Annotated in this window: 19 protein-coding genes and 1 pseudogene; 13 read left to right on the top strand and 7 right to left on the bottom strand. The window is 62.1% G+C overall.

Translation table 11 applies throughout. From position 1 onward, the window contains the following. Nucleotides 1–65 precede the first annotated feature (65 nt). From NKJ11_RS23945 to NKJ11_RS23925, 5 genes and pseudogenes are all read left to right on the top strand, one after another. Complete coding sequence (locus tag NKJ11_RS23945; RefSeq protein ID WP_023809444.1) at nucleotides 66–815, top strand: GntR family transcriptional regulator; 750 nt, start codon at nucleotides 66–68, stop codon at nucleotides 813–815. 46 nt (nucleotides 816–861) lie between these two features. Next, nucleotides 862–2,430: a putative N-acetylmannosamine-6-phosphate 2-epimerase gene (locus NKJ11_RS23940; RefSeq protein ID WP_031212571.1), complete on the top strand. Its 1,569-nt coding sequence runs from the start codon at nucleotides 862–864 to the stop codon at nucleotides 2,428–2,430. Between the two features lie 82 nt (nucleotides 2,431–2,512). Beyond that, nucleotides 2,513–3,808 carry an extracellular solute-binding protein gene (locus tag NKJ11_RS23935; protein ID WP_352794391.1) on the top strand — a complete coding sequence of 432 codons (1,296 nt, stop codon included), beginning with the start codon at nucleotides 2,513–2,515 and terminating at the stop codon, nucleotides 3,806–3,808. Between the two features lie 56 nt (nucleotides 3,809–3,864). Beyond that, nucleotides 3,865–4,731 carry a carbohydrate ABC transporter permease gene (locus NKJ11_RS23930; RefSeq protein ID WP_352721143.1) on the top strand — a complete coding sequence of 289 codons (867 nt, stop codon included), beginning with the start codon at nucleotides 3,865–3,867 and terminating at the stop codon, nucleotides 4,729–4,731. Between the two features lie 2 nt (nucleotides 4,732–4,733). Continuing rightward, a pseudogene (locus NKJ11_RS23925) lies at nucleotides 4,734–5,551 on the top strand (carbohydrate ABC transporter permease). Here NKJ11_RS23925 and NKJ11_RS23920 read toward each other — a convergent pair. Then, entirely contained in the window at nucleotides 5,541–6,668 is a 1,128-nt protein-coding gene (locus tag NKJ11_RS23920) for an NAD(P)/FAD-dependent oxidoreductase (protein WP_128303908.1), read from the bottom strand. The pseudogene NKJ11_RS23925 and the gene NKJ11_RS23920 sit on opposite strands and share 11 nt — an antisense overlap. A gap of 104 nt (nucleotides 6,669–6,772) precedes the next feature. On the opposite strand from NKJ11_RS23920, the gene NKJ11_RS23915 reads away from it, so the two are divergent. Further along, nucleotides 6,773–7,171: a hypothetical protein gene (locus NKJ11_RS23915; protein ID WP_352794389.1), complete on the top strand. Its 399-nt coding sequence runs from the start codon at nucleotides 6,773–6,775 to the stop codon at nucleotides 7,169–7,171. 144 nt (nucleotides 7,172–7,315) lie between these two features. Here the strand turns inward: NKJ11_RS23915 and NKJ11_RS23910 are convergent, their stop codons facing one another. From NKJ11_RS23910 to NKJ11_RS23885, 6 genes are all read right to left on the bottom strand, one after another. After that, entirely contained in the window at nucleotides 7,316–8,926 is a 1,611-nt protein-coding gene (locus tag NKJ11_RS23910; RefSeq protein ID WP_352794388.1) for a GMC family oxidoreductase, read from the bottom strand. 56 nt (nucleotides 8,927–8,982) lie between these two features. Further along, nucleotides 8,983–10,014, bottom strand: coding sequence for an extracellular solute-binding protein (locus tag NKJ11_RS23905; protein WP_023809436.1), 1,032 nt, complete (start codon nucleotides 10,012–10,014; stop codon nucleotides 8,983–8,985). Between the two features lie 104 nt (nucleotides 10,015–10,118). Continuing rightward, nucleotides 10,119–10,907, bottom strand: coding sequence for an ABC transporter permease (locus NKJ11_RS23900; protein WP_128303911.1), 789 nt, complete (start codon nucleotides 10,905–10,907; stop codon nucleotides 10,119–10,121). Further along, nucleotides 10,904–11,803, bottom strand: coding sequence for an ABC transporter permease (locus NKJ11_RS23895; protein WP_352773635.1), 900 nt, complete (start codon nucleotides 11,801–11,803; stop codon nucleotides 10,904–10,906). Before NKJ11_RS23895 ends, NKJ11_RS23900 begins: the two co-directional genes overlap by 4 nt. Beyond that, the gene (locus tag NKJ11_RS23890; RefSeq protein ID WP_352794386.1) at nucleotides 11,800–12,894 is read right to left on the bottom strand and encodes an ABC transporter ATP-binding protein; all 1,095 of its coding nucleotides are present in this window, start codon (nucleotides 12,892–12,894) and stop codon (nucleotides 11,800–11,802) included. The genes NKJ11_RS23895 and NKJ11_RS23890 overlap by 4 nt, the downstream gene beginning before the upstream one ends. 93 nt (nucleotides 12,895–12,987) lie before the next feature. After that, nucleotides 12,988–14,118 (bottom strand): branched-chain amino acid ABC transporter substrate-binding protein, encoded by a 1,131-nt coding sequence (locus NKJ11_RS23885; RefSeq protein ID WP_352794385.1) that lies wholly within the window; start codon nucleotides 14,116–14,118, stop codon nucleotides 12,988–12,990. Nucleotides 14,119–14,311: 193 nt separating this feature from the next. Here NKJ11_RS23885 and NKJ11_RS23880 point away from each other — a divergent pair, with 193 nt between their 5' ends. The 7 genes from NKJ11_RS23880 (at nucleotide 14,312) to NKJ11_RS23850 (ending at nucleotide 20,505) form a co-directional block, all read left to right on the top strand. Further along, a complete protein-coding gene (locus tag NKJ11_RS23880; protein WP_023809431.1) occupies nucleotides 14,312–15,229 on the top strand; it encodes a branched-chain amino acid ABC transporter permease in 918 nt (305 codons plus the stop codon). A 1-nt stretch (nucleotide 15,230) separates the two neighbouring features. Continuing rightward, nucleotides 15,231–16,406, top strand: coding sequence for a branched-chain amino acid ABC transporter permease (locus tag NKJ11_RS23875; RefSeq protein WP_023809430.1), 1,176 nt, complete (start codon nucleotides 15,231–15,233; stop codon nucleotides 16,404–16,406). Beyond that, nucleotides 16,403–17,188, top strand: a complete 786-nt coding sequence (locus NKJ11_RS23870) for an ABC transporter ATP-binding protein (protein WP_236382713.1) — start codon at nucleotides 16,403–16,405, stop codon at nucleotides 17,186–17,188. The genes NKJ11_RS23875 and NKJ11_RS23870 overlap by 4 nt, the downstream gene beginning before the upstream one ends. Continuing rightward, on the top strand, nucleotides 17,181–17,882 hold the full coding sequence (locus NKJ11_RS23865) for an ABC transporter ATP-binding protein (RefSeq protein ID WP_352794384.1): 702 nt from the start codon (nucleotides 17,181–17,183) through the stop codon (nucleotides 17,880–17,882). The genes NKJ11_RS23870 and NKJ11_RS23865 overlap by 8 nt, the downstream gene beginning before the upstream one ends. A 202-nt stretch (nucleotides 17,883–18,084) precedes the next feature. Continuing rightward, on the top strand, nucleotides 18,085–19,359 hold the full coding sequence (locus NKJ11_RS23860; RefSeq protein WP_352794383.1) for a flavin-containing monooxygenase: 1,275 nt from the start codon (nucleotides 18,085–18,087) through the stop codon (nucleotides 19,357–19,359). Between the two features lie 49 nt (nucleotides 19,360–19,408). Further along, nucleotides 19,409–19,825 carry a RidA family protein gene (locus NKJ11_RS23855; RefSeq protein WP_352794381.1) on the top strand — a complete coding sequence of 139 codons (417 nt, stop codon included), beginning with the start codon at nucleotides 19,409–19,411 and terminating at the stop codon, nucleotides 19,823–19,825. A gap of 5 nt (nucleotides 19,826–19,830) precedes the next feature. Beyond that, nucleotides 19,831–20,505 (top strand): DUF1028 domain-containing protein, encoded by a 675-nt coding sequence (locus tag NKJ11_RS23850; RefSeq protein WP_352794379.1) that lies wholly within the window; start codon nucleotides 19,831–19,833, stop codon nucleotides 20,503–20,505. Nucleotides 20,506–20,525 lie beyond the last annotated feature (20 nt).

Genomic DNA, 20,525 nt, shown 5'->3' with positions numbered 1-20,525 from the left:
AATACCAGTATAGGTCCAGTCAGGAATGTTCCGATCCAGGGTGCTTCTCGCGCGGAGGAAAGGCAATGACAACCGTGAACCTGATCGGGCTTGTCAGTCGGGAAATGGAAGCGACAGCGTCCGATGTGCCGCTTTACAGGCGGTTGAAATCGGCGATCGAGGCAGCGATCCGCTCCAATGCATTGAAGGCCGGCGCGGTTCTGCCAGGCGAGCGGGTTCTGGCGGAAGCCCTGTCGATCTCGCGAGTCACTGTGAGAAAGGCCCTGGCGCTGCTCGAAGAGGAAGGGCAGCTCAATCGCCGGCACGGTTCCAAAACCGAGATCGGGTCGCGGGTCGAGAAATCGCTTTCGACGCTGACGAGCTTTTCGGAGGACATTCTGGCGCGCGGCCTGAAGCCTGGATGTCTATGGCTTTCCAAGCAGATAAGCCGCCCATCCCCAGCCGAAATGATGGCCTTGGGTATTGCAGGCAATACCAATGTAGTTCGCATGCGTCGTGTGAGGACGGCCGATGGCGCGCCGATCGCCGTCGAGGTCTCGGCCGTGCCGGTTCGCTTCCTTCCTTCGCCCGAGATGGTTCAGGATTCCCTTTATGAAGCGCTTGATGCACGCGGCTTCCTGCCTCAGAGGGCAGTCCAGCGCATGCGCTCGCGCGGCGCGTCGCTGGAGGATGCGAAACATCTTCATTGCGAGCCGGGCGCACCGCTGCTGATGACCGAGCGCCGCTGCTTTCTCGCCGACGGACAAATCGTGGAATACTGCGAGACACGATACAAGGGCGACGTCTACGATTTCGTCTTCGAGCTGCAAAGATAATACCAGTTATGAACTGGTTGTAATCTGGTATTTTCCATTTATCGTGATGGCGACAGGGAGTGCCGACGTGCAGCGGGAAGACATCACCAACAGTCTCATCGTGTCCTGCCAGCCGGTTCCCGGCGGCCCGATGGATAGTGCGCAATTCGTGACAGGCTTTGCCAGGGCCGCTGTTGAAGCCGGAGCCAAGGCCCTGCGCATCGAATCCGTGTTCTATGTCGCGGCCGCACGCCTGGCCGTCCGCGTGCCGATCATCGGTATCGTCAAGCGGGATCTCACCGACAGCCCGGTGCGCATCACACCCTATCTGGCCGATATCGAGGCCTTGGCAGAGGCGGGCGCCGATATCATCGCTTTCGATGCGACGGACCGTGTCCGTCCCGTTCCTGTCGAAGCGCTTGTGAAAGCCGTCAAGGCCAGGAACAAGCTGACCATGGCCGATTGCTCTTGCCTTGACGATGCGCGCCGGGCCCTTGCCGCGGGTGTCGATTTCGTCGGCACGACGCTTTCCGGCTATGTCGGTGGGCCGGAGCCGGAGGATCCGGACATCGCCCTCATTGCTCAAATGCGAACCCTGACCCCCTACGTCATTGCTGAAGGGCGTATCCGGTCGCCTGAGCAGGCGGCTGCCGCCGCGCGCGCCGGCGCCTGTGCCGTGGTTGTCGGCTCGGCGATCACCCGTACCGAGCACGTCACCTCATGGTTCCATCAGGCGCTTTCCGACGCCTATGTGGCGAGGGGCGCGCAAACCGCCCTTGGCACAAGTGTCCTGGGCCCAACCGTTCTGGGCATCGACATCGGGGGAACCAAGACCATGGCCGCGCTGGTCAGCGGCGGCAAGGTGATCGAGGACATGATCGTGCCGACCGCGCGAGAGGCTGGACCCGACGCCTGGCTTGCATCCTTGGCGCAAAGCACGTCGGCCTGGTCGAGCCGCTTCAGTCGTATCGGCATTGCGGTGACCGGATTGGTAGAGGATGGACGCTGGTCGGCGTTGAATCCGGCAACCCTCGGCATTCCCGACGGCTACCCGCTGGTCGAAAGGGCGTCCTCTGTTTTCGGCAAGCCGGTCTGTGCGGTCAACGATGCCCAGGCAGCTGCCTGGGGCGAATACAAATTCGGCGCCGGGCAAGGTCGCGACATCGTCTTTCTAACCATCTCGACCGGAATTGGCGGCGGCATCGTTTGCAACGGCCGATTGCTGTCCGGTCTTGCCGGTCACTTCGGTCTGATCCGTAGTCTGTCTGAAGACCGGGCTCCGCTCGAGGACGGCACCTCCGGCCGCTGGATCGCTTCGCAAGCCCTCAAGGCCGGCTTCAAGGCCGATGCCGTCGATGTGTTCAGGCGTGCGCTGAAGGGCGAGGCCTGGGCCGGCGCCATCGTCTCGCAGAGCGCCTCGCGGGTCGCGACGCTGTGCCGGGACATTCAGATGATGTTCGATCCCAAATTGATCGTCATCGGCGGCAGCATCGGTCTTGCAGAAGGCTATCTCGACCGGGTGCGCGCACATCTGAGCGAGGTCCCGCCGCGCCTTTCCCCCGATCTCGTAGCGGCGAAGCTCGGAGGCCACGCCGGCGTCATCGGTGTTGCCGATCTTGCCGAATGGGCAAGGTAACGGCGCGCCCGATCATGTCATGCAAAAATCATCAAAAAAGAAGGGAACGATCATGAAATTGAGCAGGACGTCTTTTGCGCTTATGGCCACCCTCCTTGCGGGGACGGCTTTGCCGACCTCTGCCAACGCAACCGTGACCGTGCTCGGCTGGCCTGGCGGCTCCGAGGAAACCGCACTGCGGGCAACCGTGGAAACCTACAACACGCAGGCCAGTGATGCCGACAAGGTGGAGTTGCTGTTCTTCAACCGCGAAGGCTTTTACGACAAGCTGCAGGCCGACATGGCGGCCGGATCCAGTGCCTTCGACGTGAACCTCGTCGCCACCTACTCGCTCGGTCGCTACGCGCCCTATATGGAGCCGATCGATCTTGGCGCGGACGCGGCCAAGGTTTTCGGCGAATCCGTTCTCAAGACGATGCAGTTCGACGGCAAGCAATACGGCGTGCCGACAGACCTTTCGTTGCACTTCATGTACTACCGCAAGGATCTCATCGACGCCTTGATCAGGGATGACGCCGCCAGGAAGACCTATGGTGAAATCGCCCAGAAGTATCTCGGCAAGCCGCTGCAGCCGAAAGACCCGGACAGCTGGACCTGGGACGACTGGGGGGCCACCGCCCTCTATTTCACCAAGCGGGTGAACCCCGACAGCCCGGTGCGCTACGGCACGGTCCTGCAGATGAAGAACCTGCTGTTCAACATGATGGTCTTCCAGTCGCTGCCGCGCGCCTACGGCGGCGACTGGATGGACAAGGACGGCAATGTCACGGTGGATTCCGATGCCTACAGGACAGGCCTCGAGCTCTACAAGAAGCTCTATGATGCCGGGTCGTCGCCCAAGGATTCGCTGAGCTACGAATATGCGGAAACCAACGCGGCCTTCGCATCCGGCCAGGCCGCGACAGCGCTCCAGTGGAACGCCGCGGCGGCGGATCTGACCAGCACCGAAAAATCCCCGGCCGTCGCCGAGGTGACCGGGATCATCGCGCCGCCGGCAGGTCCCGACGGACGCGCCGATCATATCCACGGCCTTGGTTTGGGCCTCAACAAGAACGCCAAGAACAAGGAAGGCGCCGTCAAGTTCCTGAAGTGGCTCGCCACCGAGGATGCGGCCTTGCTCTATGCGCGCAGCGGCGGTTCGCCGGCATTGTCTCCCGATGTCGTCGGCAAGGTTGCGAAGGAACGTCCCGACCTCGTCAAGCTCGGCGAATTCGCCAGCAAGTACGGCTATGTCATGACCGGAGCGACGTCCGCGAGTGCGCTCCCGGTTTATGAGCTGCAGGCAAAGGAGTTCACCGGCTACTGGTCCGGCCAGCAGAGCCTCGAGGATGCGCTCGCCCACACCAAGGCGGGCATGCAGGACCTTCTGAAGAAATAAATTATTGGCCGGACGCCGGGCCGAGGCCCGGTATCCGGCGCGTTTGGCGGATCGACATGGCCCTTGTGACACGTGCCGAAGGCAGGAAGTATCTGACGCCGCTGGTCGGCTTCCTGCTTCTGTTTCTCGGCTTTCCGGCGATCGTCAATCTGATCTATTCCGTTTCGACCGTCACATTCGAGACGTTGCGCAGTCCGGTGTTGAGCGGTTTCGGTAACTATGTCGCGGTGTTGAACGACCGCGAATTCTGGAGCTCGGCCTGGTTCTCTCTGCGCTTCGGTATTCTTACCGCATCGGCGGAATGTCTGATCGGCCTTTTCCTTGCCATCTTCCTGGCGCCGCTTCTGAGCAAGCGTCCAGTCCTGATGGCGCCGTTGATGCTGCCGCTGATGGTCGCGCCGGCCATGGTCGGTCTCATGTACCGGCTGGTGCTGCATGAATTCGCGGGCCCCGTCCCCTACTATCTCTTCGAATGGTTCGGCGACAGCCCGGCCTTCCTCGACATCGACAATGCCTTCCGCACCCTTGTCGTCGTGGAGACGCTGCAATGGACGCCTTTCGCCTTCCTGCTCTTCTACATGGCCTATTCGGCCATACCGCTCGACGTGCGCGAAGCCTCCTCGCTCGATGGCGCATCACAGTTTGAGATCGTCCGCTGGATCGACCTGCCGTTGATGAAGCCGACGCTGGTCATCGCGTTTTTCATCCGTTTCATCGACGGTTTCAGGGTGTTCGACAATGTCTACGCACTGACCGGCAGTGGCGCTGGCGGTTCAACGACGTCCTTGTCGATCTACATCTATCAGGCTTTCTTCAAGGAAGGGGCTATCGGCAAGGCGGTCGCCGCCTCGGTTGTGCTGTTCCTGGCTTCGTTCATCGTTCTCCACGGCCTTAACCGGCTTGCCGGCCGCAGGAAGCTTTGACGATGGTCAGGGCACTACGCTGGATCGTTTTTGCCATCGCCGTGCTGGCGATGAATTTCCCCATTATCGTGACGCTGATCACATCGCTCAAAAGCCAGCGCGAGCTTTCGACGAACCCCGGTTTGTGGATCAGCCAGCCGACGCTCGACAACTATCTGGAGGTCCTGACGCAGACCAGCCGCTTCAACATCTATGCCTATCTGCTGAACAGCACCGTGGCGGCGCTGATTGGAACCGGCCTTGCGATCGCGCTCGCGTTCCCGGCTGCCTATGCGATCGCGCGTAGCGAGGCGGGAAAGCGCTTGGTCCTGCCGATCGTCATCAACCTTCGCGCCGTGCCGCTGATCATCTTCGCGATCCCGCTTTACATGATGTACCAGTGGCTGGGCCTGCTCGATACGCGGATCGGGCTCGGGCTCATCCTGACCATCGTCAACGCGCCGCTTGCGCTCGTCATCCTGGTGAACGCGATTTCAGATGTACCGGTCTCGACGAGGCGGCGAAAGTCGATGGCGCAAGTTCCTTGCAGGTGATGATGATGATCGTCCGGCCCGTCATCCGACCGGCGCTCGTCACAACCTTCATTTTCGGCTTCATCACTGCCTGGAACGAGTTCCTCTTCGGCCTCATGCTGACAACCAGCCGTGCCGTCCCGATGACGGTCGGCGCATCGTTTTTTTTCGCCGCAAGCGGCGGCGGCGTAAAATGGGGAACCGCTTCCGCGGTCATGATGCTGGGCGCCTTGCCGCCGGCCTTGCTGGGTCTTGTGATGTATCGGCAGATATCAGGATCCATGACCGCTGGAGCGGTCAAAGGCTAAGGCAAGACGAGTTCGTCGTTCTGACTAGTTGGACAACCCTATCCGACAGGGCGAGCGCACTTGTCAGGCCAGGTGACTCGATTCCGAAAAGACTGATCAGCCGTCCGGACGAATCTGCCAGAATGTCGAAATCGCCGAACTGCAACCCGTTCGTTTTAGGCCGCAGCCCGCAATAGCTCGGCTCCAGTTCCCCGTCCCTCAGCCCCGGCCAATAGCGTCGGATGGCCGCGTAAAATGGCGTGGCCCGAGTTGGGTCGACCGCGTAGCCGACCTCATCGACGGGCTCGACGTCCGGCCCGAAACGAACCGATCCGCCCATATCCAGCGTCAGGTGAACTCCGAGGCCGCCTGGTTCCGGAACCGGATAAACAAGATGGTTGAAGGACGGGCGGCGTCCAAGCGCAAAATAATTGCCTTTGACGTAGGTGACATCTGGGATTTTGCCGCCATGCCCGCCCGCGAGGCTTCGGGCAACGAGATGGGCTGACAATCCGGCCGCATTGATGACCAGATTTGCGGCGATCCTATAGCCTTCCATATCGCCGCCAAACTGGAGCTCGCAGCCCGTTTCGTCGACGCTCCCGCCGAGAACCGGCGCGCGAAACGCAAAGGTGGCACCGGCATTCTCGGCATCGCCCTGTAGCCCCAGCATCAGCGCGCGGCTGTCGACGATCCCCGTGCTTGGGGACAAAAGCGCGCCGGCAACGTCCAGTTCAGGCTCAAGGCGTTCCACATCCGAGCGGCTGAGCATCTCCAGGTCCGCAACACCATTGTCCGCAGCCTTGGTCCGGATCCCCTCCAGAATCGGCAATTCCGCGTCGCTGGCGGCGACGATCAGCTTGCCGATGCGTTTGTGCGGAATCCCGCGCGCTTCGCAATAGCGGTAAAGCGCGTTCTTTCCTTCGACGCATAGCTGCGCTTTCAGGCTGCCCTTCGGATAGTAGATGCCGGCATGGATGACCTCGCTGTTGCGGCTCGACGTGCCCAGCCCGGGGCTGTCCTCGGCCTCCACGACAAGAACTTCGCGTCCATCGAGCGCCAGCTGCCGCGCAATCGCCAGGCCGACGACGCCGGCGCCGATGACGATGCAATCGACTTTCTCGTCGGGGACCTCCATCGTCAGTCGCCAGACCCTAGGGAACAATGCAGGACGTGCAAGCAGGCCTCACCAGAATTGCGGACCCACCGAAGGCACCGCCAGCATGAGATGTCACCACAAGCATGACATGTCACTCCACCGCCGAGCAAATAGAACGAGATGTCCAGACCGATGCCGTTCATCGGCTGCTGGGTTTAATTCAAACTTGCGTTGTGTGGCGCACGCAGCGCAATTTGTTTGCGTCCCGTTGCATTGATGCCAACCGCGATCTCGGCGGCCTTGCCAAGGTCGTGCTTCAGAACCCAGACGCACGGCGAAAGTTCATCGTCTTTCTGCAAGGGCAACTCGGCATCTCCGCGCAGGAGGCGGACACGATGCTGGAGCACTGCGCCAACTCCTTCGTCGGCATCTTCACGACCTTCGACCGTCGATTTCGCCAGCGGTTCGCGAAGGCCGACATCGAAAGGCTGCTGCGCGAGATCAACGGCGAGGCGGATGAGCGGGACGATCAAGCCGCTTGAATTCGATGGCGCGTGCCCGCCGCAGCCCAGCTGCAAAAGGTAGCGGTTCAATGTTTGATTCACTGAACCGTTCCAACTCATTGTTTTGGCGCAGCTACTGACGGAAGGCCGCTGCATGCCTTTCCTGAAGTTGCGCTACAGAAATTATCCCCGGCCCAGGATCATCTCCGCTGCCCGCTGCCCGATCATCATGCTGGGGGCATTGGTGTTGCCGCCGATCAGCTTCGGCATCACGGACGCATCCGCGACCCGCAAGCCACCGATGCCGCGCACCTTGAGCGTTGCCGGGTCGACGACGGCCATCGCGTCGGTCCCCATCTTGCACGTCCCCACCGGATGATAGACGGTGAGCGCTTCGGCACGCAAATAGGCGAGGATCTCGTCATCGCTGCGAACACCCTTGCCCGGCAGCATCTCCGTCCCCCTGATCGGGTCGAACTCGGATGCGGCAAAGATTTGACGCGCGATCTTGATGCCTTCGACCAACACCCTGGCGTCCTCGTCGTTCGAGAAGAAGCGATGATCGATCAGCACATCCCGGTTCGATGCCTGGCCTGACAGTTTGAGTTCGCCGACGCTTTTGGGCCTGAGCACGCAGGTGTGGATTGCGTAGCCATGGCCGTATTCCACCAGCCTGCCGCGATGGCTGCGATAGCCGGGCACGAAGTGGAACTGAATGTCGGGAATGCCATCCGCATACTTCGTCCTGGCAAAGCCGCCGGCCTCGACATAGTTCGTGGTCAGCATGCCCTTGCGGCCGGCAAAATACTGAAAGGGCGCAGCCAGCACGCGGGGCAAGTTGGGCAGCGACAGGCCGAGCGTCTTCGTGCTCGAGGAGCGGACCGTGATCATGCCGTCGATATGGTCCTGAAGGTTCTTGCCCACGCCCGGCAGATCGACAACCGGCTTTATGCCGATCGCCTGCAACTCGGCGGCTGCGCCGATGCCGGACGCCAGCAGGATCTTCGGTGAATTGATGGCCCCGGCCGAAAGCACGATTTCGCGGCGGGCCGACAGCGTCTTCTGCTCGCCCTTGTGCCGCACCCGTACCCCTGTCGCGCGCCCCTGGGCTATATCGAGGTCGATCACTTCGCATTCGCTGAGGATTGTGAGATTCTTGCGATCGAGCACCGGGCGCATGAAGGCGGTGAAACTGCTGAAGCGCTGGCCGCGATCCTGGGTGACATTGTAGATGCCGAGGCCGAACTGGCTTTCGGCATTGAAGTCGCTGTTGGCCGGAAGACCGGCATTGTTGCCGGCCTTGACGAACATCGACGACAGCACATTCGGATCGCGCGGCTTGTCGACCAGCAGTTCCCCGCCTGTACCGTGGTAGTGCGGGTCTTGGCCAAGCAGGTTGCGCTCGAGCTTCTTGAAGACGGGAAGCACGTCGCTGAATGCCCAGCCTGCGCAGCCGAGTCGCGACCACTCGTCATAGTCCTGCGCGGCGCCCCTGATGTAGACCATCGAGTTGATCGAACTGGAGCCGCCCAATGCCTTGCCGCGATTGACCGGAATCCTACGGCCCTTGAGGTTGGGCTGAGGCACGCCGACATAGCAGTAGTCATAGTTCGGATTGCCGTAGAGCGAGAGGATGCCGGCAGGCACCTTGACCCGCAGGCCGCTGTCGCTGCCGCCGGCTTCGATCAGGCACACTTTGTGGGACGGGTTGGCGCTCAGGCGATTGGCAAGGACGCAACCGGCCGAGCCTGCGCCGATGACGATGTAGTCGTAGTCAAGATTTTCGGTCTGCATGGCCAGCCCCTTTGAGAATGGAGATGCCGGGGCGGCGCGCGCCCCGGCTGAGCGGCTCACTGCAGAAGCTGCGTCCAGACCTTGGTGACGAGTTCCTGCGCCGCCGGCGAGCAGGCCTGGCCCATCTTGACGGGAACGGTCGGGAACAGCTCCGGAGCGTTCTCCTTGTTGTAGAGCGCCTTGCTCTCGTCGATCTTCACCGGCGAAGAGTGGCCGTAATAATTGTACTGCGCCGTCGCGTTGTCGATCTGGGTCATGAAATCGATGAACTTCTTGGCGTTCTCGATATTGGCCGCGCCCTTCGGCACGACATAGGAATCCAGCCAGCCGACCAGACCTTCTTTCGGCATCGCGTATTCGACATTGGCCTTGTCGTTGCGGCGAAGCCTCATGGTGTTGCCGTCCCACCAGAAATGGGCGGCAACCTCGCCGCTGCCGATGCGGTTTTCGATGTTGTCGCTGGAATAGGCCGCCACGAATGGCTTCTGCGCCAGCAAGAGGTCGAGCACGCGCTTCATCTCCTGCGGGTCTTCGCTGCAATATTTGATGCCGAGATAGTTTTCCGCTGCCGGAATGACTTCGTCGGGCTGCGCCAGGCTGGCGATCTTGCCGCGCAGCTCCGCCGGTGGCTCGAAATAGGTCTTCCAGCTGTCGACCGGGCCTTTGTAGAGGTCGCGGTTGACGGTGTAGCCGGCATTGCCGAAGGCGAGCGGGATCGAATGATTGCCTGTCGCATCCCACCACGGTTTCTGCCAATCCGGCAGGACTTGGCTGTAGGCAGCCATCGAGCTGGCGCCGAAATCCTCGAGCAGCCCGCTATCGATCATGATCTTCACGAAGTGCTGCGAAGGCGTGACGATGTCGTAGCCCGACGAGCCGGCCTGCAGCTTGGTCAGCAGGTCCTCGTTGGATGAGAAGGCGTCGACCGTGACCTTTATGCCGGTTTCCTTCTCGAATTTCGTGACCATCTCGGGCGAGATGGAATCCGCCCATGCGTAGATGGCCAGGCTGCCCTCGGCGAGAGCGGGCACGCTAAAGGCGAGGCTCATGGCACCGGCCATGGCGAGCGCTGCAATTTTGGTCGTCATGTCATTCCCCTGTTTGTTGTTCTCCCAGGGGCGACGATAACAAACCGTCGGGTTCGATAAATTCGATTTGCCCGATGCCTTGATTAGGAAAAACTACGCCGCTGCTACTGCCGTCGCTGAAGCAGGAAGGCCACGGTCGCCAGCACCACCGAAACAATCATGATCAAGGTCGAGATTGCGTTGAGCTGCGGCGACACGCCCTGCTTGATCAGCGAGAAAATGTAGACCGGCAGCGTGGTGGCGCCGCCGGAATTCAACAGGTTGCTGGTGATGAAATCATCCATCGAGATGACGAAGGCGAGCATGGCGCCGGCGAACACACCGGGCAGGATGAGCGGCAGCGTGACGCGACGAAAGGCGACCCAGCCGGTGGCATAGAGATCGCGGGCCGCTTCCTCCAGATCGAGGTCCATCCCTTGTAGGCGCGCGCGTATCGGCAGGAAGGCGAACGGGATGCAGAAAGTGGTGTGGGCGATCATCAGCTTCACCATTCCGTTGGCGAGCCCGATCTCGGAGAAGAGGATCAGGACGGCGACAGCAACGACGATTTCGGGCAGGAGCAGCGGCAGGTTCACCACCGCTTCGGAGATCCGGCGGAACCGGACATCGCGGCCGCGCACCAGTACCAATGCCGCCATCAACGCGACAAGCGTCGAGGCGACTGTAGCGACCGCGGCAACGAGCAGGGAGGTCTTCACCGCCGTCATCAGGTTCGCGTTGGACAAAGCGGTGGCGTACCAGTGCAATGAGAAGCCGCCCCAATTGGAGACGATCCGGTTCGCATTGAAAGAGTAGAACACCACGACGGCGATGGGCAAATAGAGATAGGCGAAGAAGATCGCGCTGAAGAGACCGAAGCCCGGATAGCGCCTGACATCATCGTCCGCGTTCATGCCGCACGCTCCAGGCCTTCGGTGCGCATCGAGCGCAGACCCTGGAAAATCAGGAAGACCATGACCGCGGCCATCAGCACGATGGCGATGGCGGCGCCGAGCGGCCAGTTGCGGGCGCCACCGAACTGCAGCTGGATGAGATTGCCCATCATCATGGTCTTGCCGCCGCCGAGCAGGGTCGGCTCCAGGACCGCGCCGAGGCTTGGAACGAACACCAGGATCGCGCCGGCGATCATGCCGGGCCGGGTGAGGGGTAGGATAACGCGGCGCAATGTGGTGAGGCGGTTGCCATAGAGATCATGCGACGCCTCGAAGAGCGCAGGGTCGAGCTTTTCGATCGAGGCGAAGATCGGCAGGATCATCAGCGGAATGTAGCTGTAGACGAGACCGAGCAGCATGGCGGTGTTGCCGAACAGCAGCGAGTCCATGTTGTCGACGAGGCCGAGACCGCGAAGGGTCTTTTCGACGACACCATCCTTGCCAAGGATGATGATCCAGGAATAGACGCGCACGATCATTGAAACCCAGAATGGCAGCGTGACGAGATAGATCAGCAGCACTTTGATCGCCGGCCGCTGCAGCGCGATGAAATAGGCGACCGGGAAGCTCAGAAGCAGGCAGATCGATGTTGTCACGGCCGACAGGACCAGCGTCCTGGCAACGACGATGAGATATTGCGGATTGAACTCCAGCTCGCCGGTCCAGCCTTCGTTGAACAGCAGCTGCTTGTAGGGCGCGGTGGTGAACACATATTCGAACCCGCCGTAAGGTCCGCGCGTCGAGAACGACACCACGATGATGATACCGATCGGGATGATCAGCGTCAGCAGCATGATGAGATGGGCCGGCAGCAGGCCGAGGACATTCCAGTCAGGAGTTTTTGTGGGTGCCTTCATGCGCCGAGGATCCGCACGGATTCGGCGGCAAAGCCAACTTTTACCGATTGCCCGATTTCGAACATCTGGCCGCGGCTGACGCTGTTGCGCTTGGAGATGCGCAGCTTGGTGCCGCCCGCTTCAATCAGATAGTATGTGTAGCCGCCGAGATAGTTGGTGCTCATGATCGTGCCGTCGATAGCGATCGGGTTGTCCTGGGCGGGCAGGCTGATTTTCTCCGGACGTATCGAGATGAAGGCCTTCTGCCCGGCGACCGCTTTCTTGTGAGAGGCCGTCAAGGTCATGCCGAGCTGCGTTTTCACGGTTGCCTGCTCGCCGTCCACGGCAATCACGTCAGCATCGAGGAAGTTGGTCTCGCCGATGAAATCGGCGACGAAGCGGTTCGACGGCTCCTCGTAGATCGCCGCGGGTGTGCCAAGCTGCTGGATCTCGCCATCGCCGAGAACGCAGATGCGATCCGACATGTCGAGCGCTTCTTCCTGGTCGTGGGTGACGAAGACGAAGGTGATGCCGGTCTTGCGCTGCAGGATGCGCAGTTCGTCGCGCATGGCCTGGCGCAGCTTCAGGTCGAGTGCCGAGAGCGGCTCATCGAGCAGCAGCACTTCCGGTTCCGGCGCCAGGGCGCGGGCGAGCGCGACGCGCTGGCGCTGGCCGCCCGACAATTGCTGCGGCTTGCGCCCGGCAAAGGCCTCCATATGGACGAGACGAAGCATATCGGCGACGCGCGTATCGCGGCGGTCCTTTGACCAGCCGAGGTTTTCGAGCCCGAAGCCGATGTTCTGTTCGACGCTCATATGCGGAAACAGGGCGTAGCTCTGGAAGACGGTGTTGACCCGCCGCTTATGCGGGGGGAGTCCCTGTATGTCCGAGCCGTGCAGGAAAATCTGCCCCGCCGTCGGCTGCTCGAAACCGGCCATCATGCGCAGCAGGGTGGTCTTGCCGCAGCCGCTCGGGCCGAGCAGCGTGAAGAACTCGTTGTCGTAGATGTCGAAGGAAACAGGCTTCAGCGCCTGATAGGTGCCAAACACCTTGGAGACGCCCTTGATCTCGACGGCCTTTCGAGATGCGCCGTGGCCGGCCTCGTCATTCATGGTCAGGCGCTCCGGTCAGGACTTTTTGCGAGCTCGGCGATGAAGGTGATCGACGCCGCGCCACTGAGAACGGGCGCGGCGTCGATCAGATAGTTACATCTTCTCCCATTTGCCGCTGCGGACGACGAACATGTCGATGTCGATGGCCATGTTGGTCTGTCCGTTGGCATCGAACGAGACGTCTCCCAGAATGCCGTCGTGGTGGATATCACGAATAGCCTTGCTCAGCGCCTCCTTGTCGTCGAGGCCTTTTTCCTTGATGACCTGAAGCAGGATCTGCGTCGCCTCGTAGGCATATTTCGCATAGGAGCCGGCAGGATCGGGATAAGCCTTGGTTTCATAGGCCTTGTTGAATTCCTCGAGCTTGGGGTTCGACTGGACGGCCGGAGTTCCGGCGATAGTGCCCTCGGCGGCAGCTCCCGCGATCTCGATGAATTTCGGGTCGTAGATGCCTGAAATTCCGTACATCGGCAGATTGCCCATGCCGAGATCGGCCATCTGGCTGCGCACCAGCGCTGCTTCGGTGACGACGCCGCCGAAATAGACCGCGTCGGGCGACGCTGCCTTCGCGGTAGTCAGCATAGCGCGGAAATCGGTCGAGCCGACAGCCGCGGCATCCGAAGAAACGACCTCGCCGCCGGCCGCCTTGAAGAAATCGCCGAACCATTTAGTGTTGGCCGCACCGTAGTCGGTCGTGTCGGAGATGATGGCGATCTTCTTGATCTTGCCTTGCTTGGCGATGGCTTCGGCCAGCGGCTTGTTCTCGTTGACCAGCGTCGGCGTCACGCGGGTCACGTTCGGGAAGTTCTGTTCGGTGATCTTCGGGCTGACCGCGCCCCAGACGATGAACGGCATCTGCGAGCGGTTGAAGACCGGGATCGTCGCCAGCGCGACCGAGCTGTTCCAATGCCCCGTTGCCGCGACCACCGCGGGATCGTTGACCAGCTTCTGCGCCGCCGAAACGCCGACGGCCGGATCGGAGGCGTCATCGAGCACGACGCCTTCCACCTGATGTGGATAGCCGCTGGCATTGGCCTGCTCGATGGCGAGCAGGAAGCCGTTGCGGGCGCCGAGGCCCTGCTGGGCGTTGCCGCCGGAGAGCGGCCCGATGAAGCCGAGCTTGATCTGGTCGGCCTGCGCCTGGGCGGCGCCCAGGGCGATGGCAAACAGAGAGCCGGCCAGAATTGACGATACGCGGATAAGCGCACTGCGCCTGTTTTGCATGGTTCCACCTCAAACAGAATTATCTGCCGCCGTCGTAGCGACCCGGCCGATCGTGATCGTCGGCTGATCATCAGTGTACGGGCGCGTATTCAGTGACGAAATTCGGAAATTGTGACTCGTGAGTTCGGAGATTCGTTCTGTCCGCCCGGGATGGCGGTTGATACCTGTCGGCTTCAATCGAGAGACGGACCGCATGGCGGAACTGCTTGTCCAGCAACTGGTGAACTGGATAACCCTTGGCTGCATCTATGCCTTGCTGGCGATCGGATTCAGCCTGATCTTCGGTGTCTTGAACGTCATTCATTTCTCGCATGGCGATGTCGCGATGACGGCGCCGTTCATCACGCTGGCGCTTGCCCAGGCGCTGGCGACCGCTCTTGGCGCCTCGGGGCCCGCCTGGCTGGTGCTTGCGGTTCCGGTCGCCGTGCTCGCCGTCGGTTTGATCGGCGTCCTGCTCGACAAGGTGGTCATCAGGCGCTTCCGCGATGCGCCCGCCATGATGGCGCTGGTGGCGACGGTGGCGCTCGGCATCGTCATCCGCGAGCTGATCCGCCATCTCTATCCGCAGGGATCGAACCCGCATGCCTTCCCGCGCCTGGTGTCGGGCATGGCTTTCGAAATCTCCGGCGTTGCCATCAGTTGGTTCGCGCTGCTGGTGGTGGTGCTGACCGTCGCGCTGGTTGCCATGCTGTTTGTCTTCCTGCGCATGACCCCGCTCGGACTGCGCATCCGGGCGGCCTCGGAGGACCGGGTCGTAGCGCGCATGATGGGCATCCGCGATGCACGCGTCTTCCGTGCGACATTCTTCATTGCCTCGGCTATCGGCGCCATCGCCGGACTTCTGTTCGCAAGCTATGCCGGCGTGACACGGTTCGACTTCGGCGTCATGGCCGGCCTGCTCGGCTTTTCCGCCGCGGTGATCGGCGGCCTCGGCTCGATGCCGGGCGCCATATTGGGCGGACTGATCATTGCCGGCATCGAAGTGCTGGCGCAGACATTCGTGCCGGACGGCGCTTCCTACCGGCTGGTCTTCGTCTTCCTGCTGGTCATCGCCGTGCTCATCTTCCGCCCCGCCGGCCTGCTTGGGCGCACCGTCATGGAGAAAGTCTAGCATGCAGGGTCGTGCTTCACCCGACGTGCCGGGCATAGCCGCGGCCACGGTCTTCGCCATCGCCTCGCAAATCATCGGGGCAGCGTTCCTGTACCTCATCCTCAGAGTCGACGGCGGCTGGCAGGTGGTCGGCCTGCTGGCCTTGCTCGGCCTCGGTTTCTATCTGCTGGAGAGGCTGCCGTGGATCGCCGACTATGCGTTGGCGAGCTTTGCCCGGGTTCCGCTCGTGGCGATGATCACTGCGGCGGTCATCGTCCTGGCCTTTCCGTTCTTCGTCGGTTCGAACACCTATATCCTTCATCTGCTGATCGTCGCCGAGCTCTATGCCGTGCTGGCGCTGGCGCTCAATTTCCAGCTCGGCAGCGCCAACATCCCGAACTTCGCCACCGGCGCTTCCTACGGCATCGGCGCCTACGTGTCGGCGCTGCTGGCGATCAATTTCGGCGTCAGCTTCTGGCTGACGCTGCCGGTCGCGGCGCTGGCCGCGACCTTGTTCGGTTTCATCATCGGCATCCCGTCGATGCGCACGCGCGACACTTATCTGGCGCTTGTCACCATCGCCTTCGGTGTCGTGGTCCAGCAATTGCTAAACAATTTCAGTTGGACCGGCGGACCGAACGGACTGGTCGGCATTCCGGCGCCCAGCCTGTTCGGCCATTCCTTTGCCGATCCGCTGGTGATCTTCGGCTGGAAGCTGCCGAGCCAGGCGAACTTCTATTATCTGTCGGCTGCATTGGTCGTCGTCGCCATCGTCACCGCGCACCGGCTGCACGGCTCGCGCATCGGGTTGGCCTGGAACGCGCTGCGCGCCGACGAGATCGCCGCCAAGGCGCAAGGCATCAACGTGGCGTGGTTCAAGGTGCTGGCCTTCGCGGTCGATGCCTTTCTCGCCGCTTTTGCCGGCACGATCTACGCCTTCTACGTGTCCTACATTTCTCCCGACAATTTCACCTTCCTGGTCTCCGTCACCATCATGACCATGGTCATCGTCGGCGGCATGGACAATATTTTCGGTGTCATCGTCGGTGCGTTCCTGCTGACCATCCTGCCGGAGAAATTGCGCGCGTTCGCCGACTACCGCCTGCTGTTCTTCGGCGTCGTCATCATCGGCTTCCTGATGATCCGGCCGCAAGGTCTGTTCCCGCAACGCATGCGGCGCTACGGAGGCGAGCCGTGAGCGCGCTTCTCAAGGTCGAGAATTTGACGATGCGCTTCGGCGGTCTGGTCGCGCTCAACGATGTCAGCCTGTCGATCGACAAGGGCGCGGTGCTCGCCGTCATCGGCCCGAACGGCGCCGGCAAGTCGACGCTGTTCAATGTCGTGACCGGCGTCTACCGGCCAACCTCCGGTCGCGTGACCTTCGACGGCGCCGAGATCACCGGCCGCCCGTCCTACGAAGTTGTCGACCGCGGCATCGCCCGCACATTCCAGTCGTCGCGACTGTTCTCCGACCTCAGCGTCCTCGACAATGTGATCATCGGCATGCACACCCGCACCAGGACCGGCGTGCTGACCGCGCTGTTTAGGCCTGGCGCATCGCGCCGCGAGATGGCGGCCTGCGTGGAAAAGGCCGAAACCCTGCTCAAGCTCGGCTCCGGCGACTTGTTCGAACAACGCTACCGGCCAGCGGGCACGCTGGCCCAAGCCGACAGGCGGCGGCTGGAAATTGCCCGCGCGCTCGCATCGCAGCCCAAGCTCTTGCTGCTCGACGAACCTTCGGTCGGCATGGACGACACGGAAACCGACGCACTGGTGGCCGACATCACGCGGCTGCGCGTACAAAACCCTGCTCTGTCGGTGGTCCTGATCGAGCACGACATGCGGGTGGTCGAAGCGTTCCCGCAGCATGTCACTTGCATCGACTATGGCAGCAAGATCGCCGAGGGCGACTTCGCGGCGGTGCGCGCCGACCCGCGCGTCCAGGAAGCCTATCTCGGGAAGGCGGTCGCCCATGCTTGAACTCAGGGATGTCGATACTTCCTATGGCGCGGTGCCGATGCTGCGCGGCGTGGCGATGAGCGTGCGCCCCGGCGAACTGGTCTGCCTGCTGGGGCCGAACGGCGCCGGCAAGACGACAACCTTCATGACAGTCTGCGGCGTCGTGCGAGCGCAGCGTGGCAAGGTCGAGGTGATGGGCAGGGACATGGCGACGCTCGGCACGGAAAACCTCGCGTCGCTTGGCGTCGGGCTCGTTCCCGAAGGGCGCCGGCTGTTCCCCGGCCTGACCGTGATGGAGAATTTGCGCCTGGGCTATGATGCGGTGTCGGGCAGGGGACCCAATTTCGGGGTGCAACTGGACAAGATGTGCAAGCTGTTTCCGCGCATCCATGAGCGTTTGCGCCAAGTCGCCGGCACGCTGTCCGGCGGCGAACAGGCGATGGTGGCGCTGGCGCGCGCCCTGATCGGCGAACCCAGACTGGTGATCATGGACGAGCCGTCGCTCGGTCTCGCGCCAAAACTCATCGGCGAGTATTTCGAGATCACAAGGGAGATCCATCGCCAAGGCACGACCATCCTGTTGATCGAACAGAATGCCGAAATGGGGCTGGGCATCGCCGATCGCGGCTATGTGCTGGTCAAGGGTAAGGTCGCCCAGGAGGGACCGGCAAAGGAGTTGCTCTCGTCCAAAGCGGCCAGAAGCCTTTATCTCTGAGCCGTCCGTTTCTTTGACTCAACAGTGATGATCCACGCCCCGCGCTCCACATCTTCGGCCATGCTTCCCGGCATTTAGGGACAAGCTAACCACTGCCACATGAAATCATAATTTTCGCTGCCCGGTGCCTCCAGTAAACCAACGATCAGATCTCCGCCGCATCCGCAGACACTCCCGGGGAGAGCCAGAAAGGGCCGCTGAAATGCCAGTCGAAACGGTAGACACGCTTGTTGTTGGCGGCGGCCAGGCGGGGCTGGCCATGAGCGAGCATCTGAGCAAGTGCGGGGTGCCGCATCTCGTGCTCGAGCGGAGCCGCATCGCCGAACGCTGGCGTACCGAAAGATGGGACTCGCTGGTTGCCAATGGTCCCGCCTGGCATGATCGTTTTCCCGGCATGGAATTTCCGGATGCCGGTCCCGACGCCTTTGTCGGCAAGGAGAAGGTCGCGGATTATTTTGTCGCTTACGCCGACATGATTGCTGCCCCCATCCGCTGCGGCGTGGAGGTCAGGAAAGTACAAAGACTCGTCGGCCGTCCCGGCTTCCGGGTCGAAACCTCGGATGGCGTGATCGAGGCCAGGAGCGTGGTTGCCGCTACCGGGGCTTTCCAGCATCCGGTCATTCCGGCGGTTGTCCCCGGGGATGCCGGAGCGATGCAGATACATTCCAGCGCCTATCGCAATCCGGATCAGATGCCCGAAGGGGCGGTTCTGGTGGTCGGCTCAGGATCTTCAGGAGTGCAGATCGCCGACGAACTCCATCGCGCGGGAAGGCGCGTCTATCTCTCTGTCGGTCCCCATGATCGGCCTCCGCGGGCCTATCGCGAGCGTGACTTCTGCTGGTGGCTGGGGGTTCTGGGCAAGTGGGACGCCCAGGCGCCGGCGCCCGGCACGGAACATGTCACCATCGCGGTCAGCGGCGCGCGCGGCGGCCAGACGGTCGACTTCCGGCGTCTTGCCGCGCAAGGGATGACGCTGGTTGGCCGGACGGAATCCTACAAGGAAGGGGTCATGACCTTCGCTCCGGATTTGGCTAAAAATATCGCGCGCGGTGATGCGAACTACATGTCGGTGCTGGACGAGGCCGACGCCTATGTCGCCCGCAACGGCCTCGACCTTCCCGAGGAGCCCGCGGCCCGCGAGATCGGACCGGACCCGCAATGCATGACCGATCCCACGCTCGAGCTGAACCTGGCGGAAGCCGGGATAGGTTCGATCATCTGGGCAACGGGATTCACCGTCGACTACAACTGGCTGAAGGTCGATGTGTTCGACGAAAAGGGCAAGCCCAGGCACCAGCGCGGCGTGTCGACCGAGCCCGGTATCTATTTCCTCGGACTGCCGTGGCAATCGCGCAGGGGGTCGAGCTTCATCTGGGGCGTCTGGCACGACGCCCAGCATGTGGCCGACCATATTTCCACGCAGCGCAAGTATCTCGCCTACCATGCGTCCGCGAAGCGCGAGACCAAGGTGGCATAGAACGGCAACTGAGCCGGATGTCCTCGAGCCTGATCTGACGGAGACCAAGATGGCGCATACAAGAATTCGCAAGTTCAACACCAAGGACACCTATCCCGAGCAGAAGCTCGACAATGATCTGTGCCAGGCGGTCGTTACGCGGGGCGGCAGGACCGTCTATCTGCGCGGCCAATGCCCGCAGGATCTCGACACGGCCAAGAATATCGAAAGCCACGATCCGGTCGAGCAGACGCACAAGGTCATGCAGAACATCCGCCAGCTGATCGAGGAGTGCGGCGGCACCATGGAGCACCTGGTCAAGGTGGTGGTCTACATCACCGATCTGCGCCATCGCGAGGCCGTCTACCGCACCATGGGCGAGTACATCAAAGGCGTGCATCCGGTTTCGACCGGCCTTGTCGTACAGGCCTTGGCGCGGCCGGACTGGCTGGTCGAGATCGACGGCACCGCAGTTATCCCGGACTGACGGCGATGACCTTTTCCATTGTCGCGCGGTGCAGCCACACCGGCATGTTCGGAGTCGCAGTATCCTCCTCGTCGCCTGCTGTCGCCGCGCGCTGCGCCTATGCGCAGGCAGGCGTCGGCGCCATTGCCAGCCAGAACGTCACCGATCCAATGCTGGGGCTGCGAGGCCTCGAATTGCTGGCGCGCGGCGCTTCGGCCGCCGAGGCGATTGCCATATTGAAGCGCACCGGCGCCTATCCCGAATACCGGCAGGTGCTGGCTGTCGATGTCGCCGGGACGACCGCGATCCATTCGGGTCCCAAGGCGCTTGGCATCTGGGCGGAGGCGCGTGCGGACAATGTCGCCTGCGGCGGCAACATGCTGGCCCATGACGGCGTTCCGCAAGCCATGGTCGAGGCCTTCCTGGCGTCGGAAGGGCATTTGGGCGGCCGCCTCATCGCGACCATGCGCGCCGCGCTGAAAGCCGGCGGCGAGGCTGGTCCTGTCCATTCCGCCGGCATGAAGCTGGTGCGCGAGGTTGCGTGGCCGGTCGCCGACTTGCGCTGCGACTGGACCGACGATTGCCCGATCGAGCAGCTGGCGACACTGTGGGAACTCTACAAGCCGCAGCTCGATGCCTATGTGACCCGCGCGATAAACCCATCCGATGCGCCGAGCTACGGCGTGCCGGGCGACGAATAGTCAAGACAGGGGCCACCTGC

It is taken from the genome of Mesorhizobium sp. M0243, from assembly GCF_040321775.1.
GTDB lineage: Bacteria > Pseudomonadota > Alphaproteobacteria > Rhizobiales > Rhizobiaceae > Mesorhizobium.
This window is presented reverse-complemented; position numbering and strand designations above follow the sequence as displayed.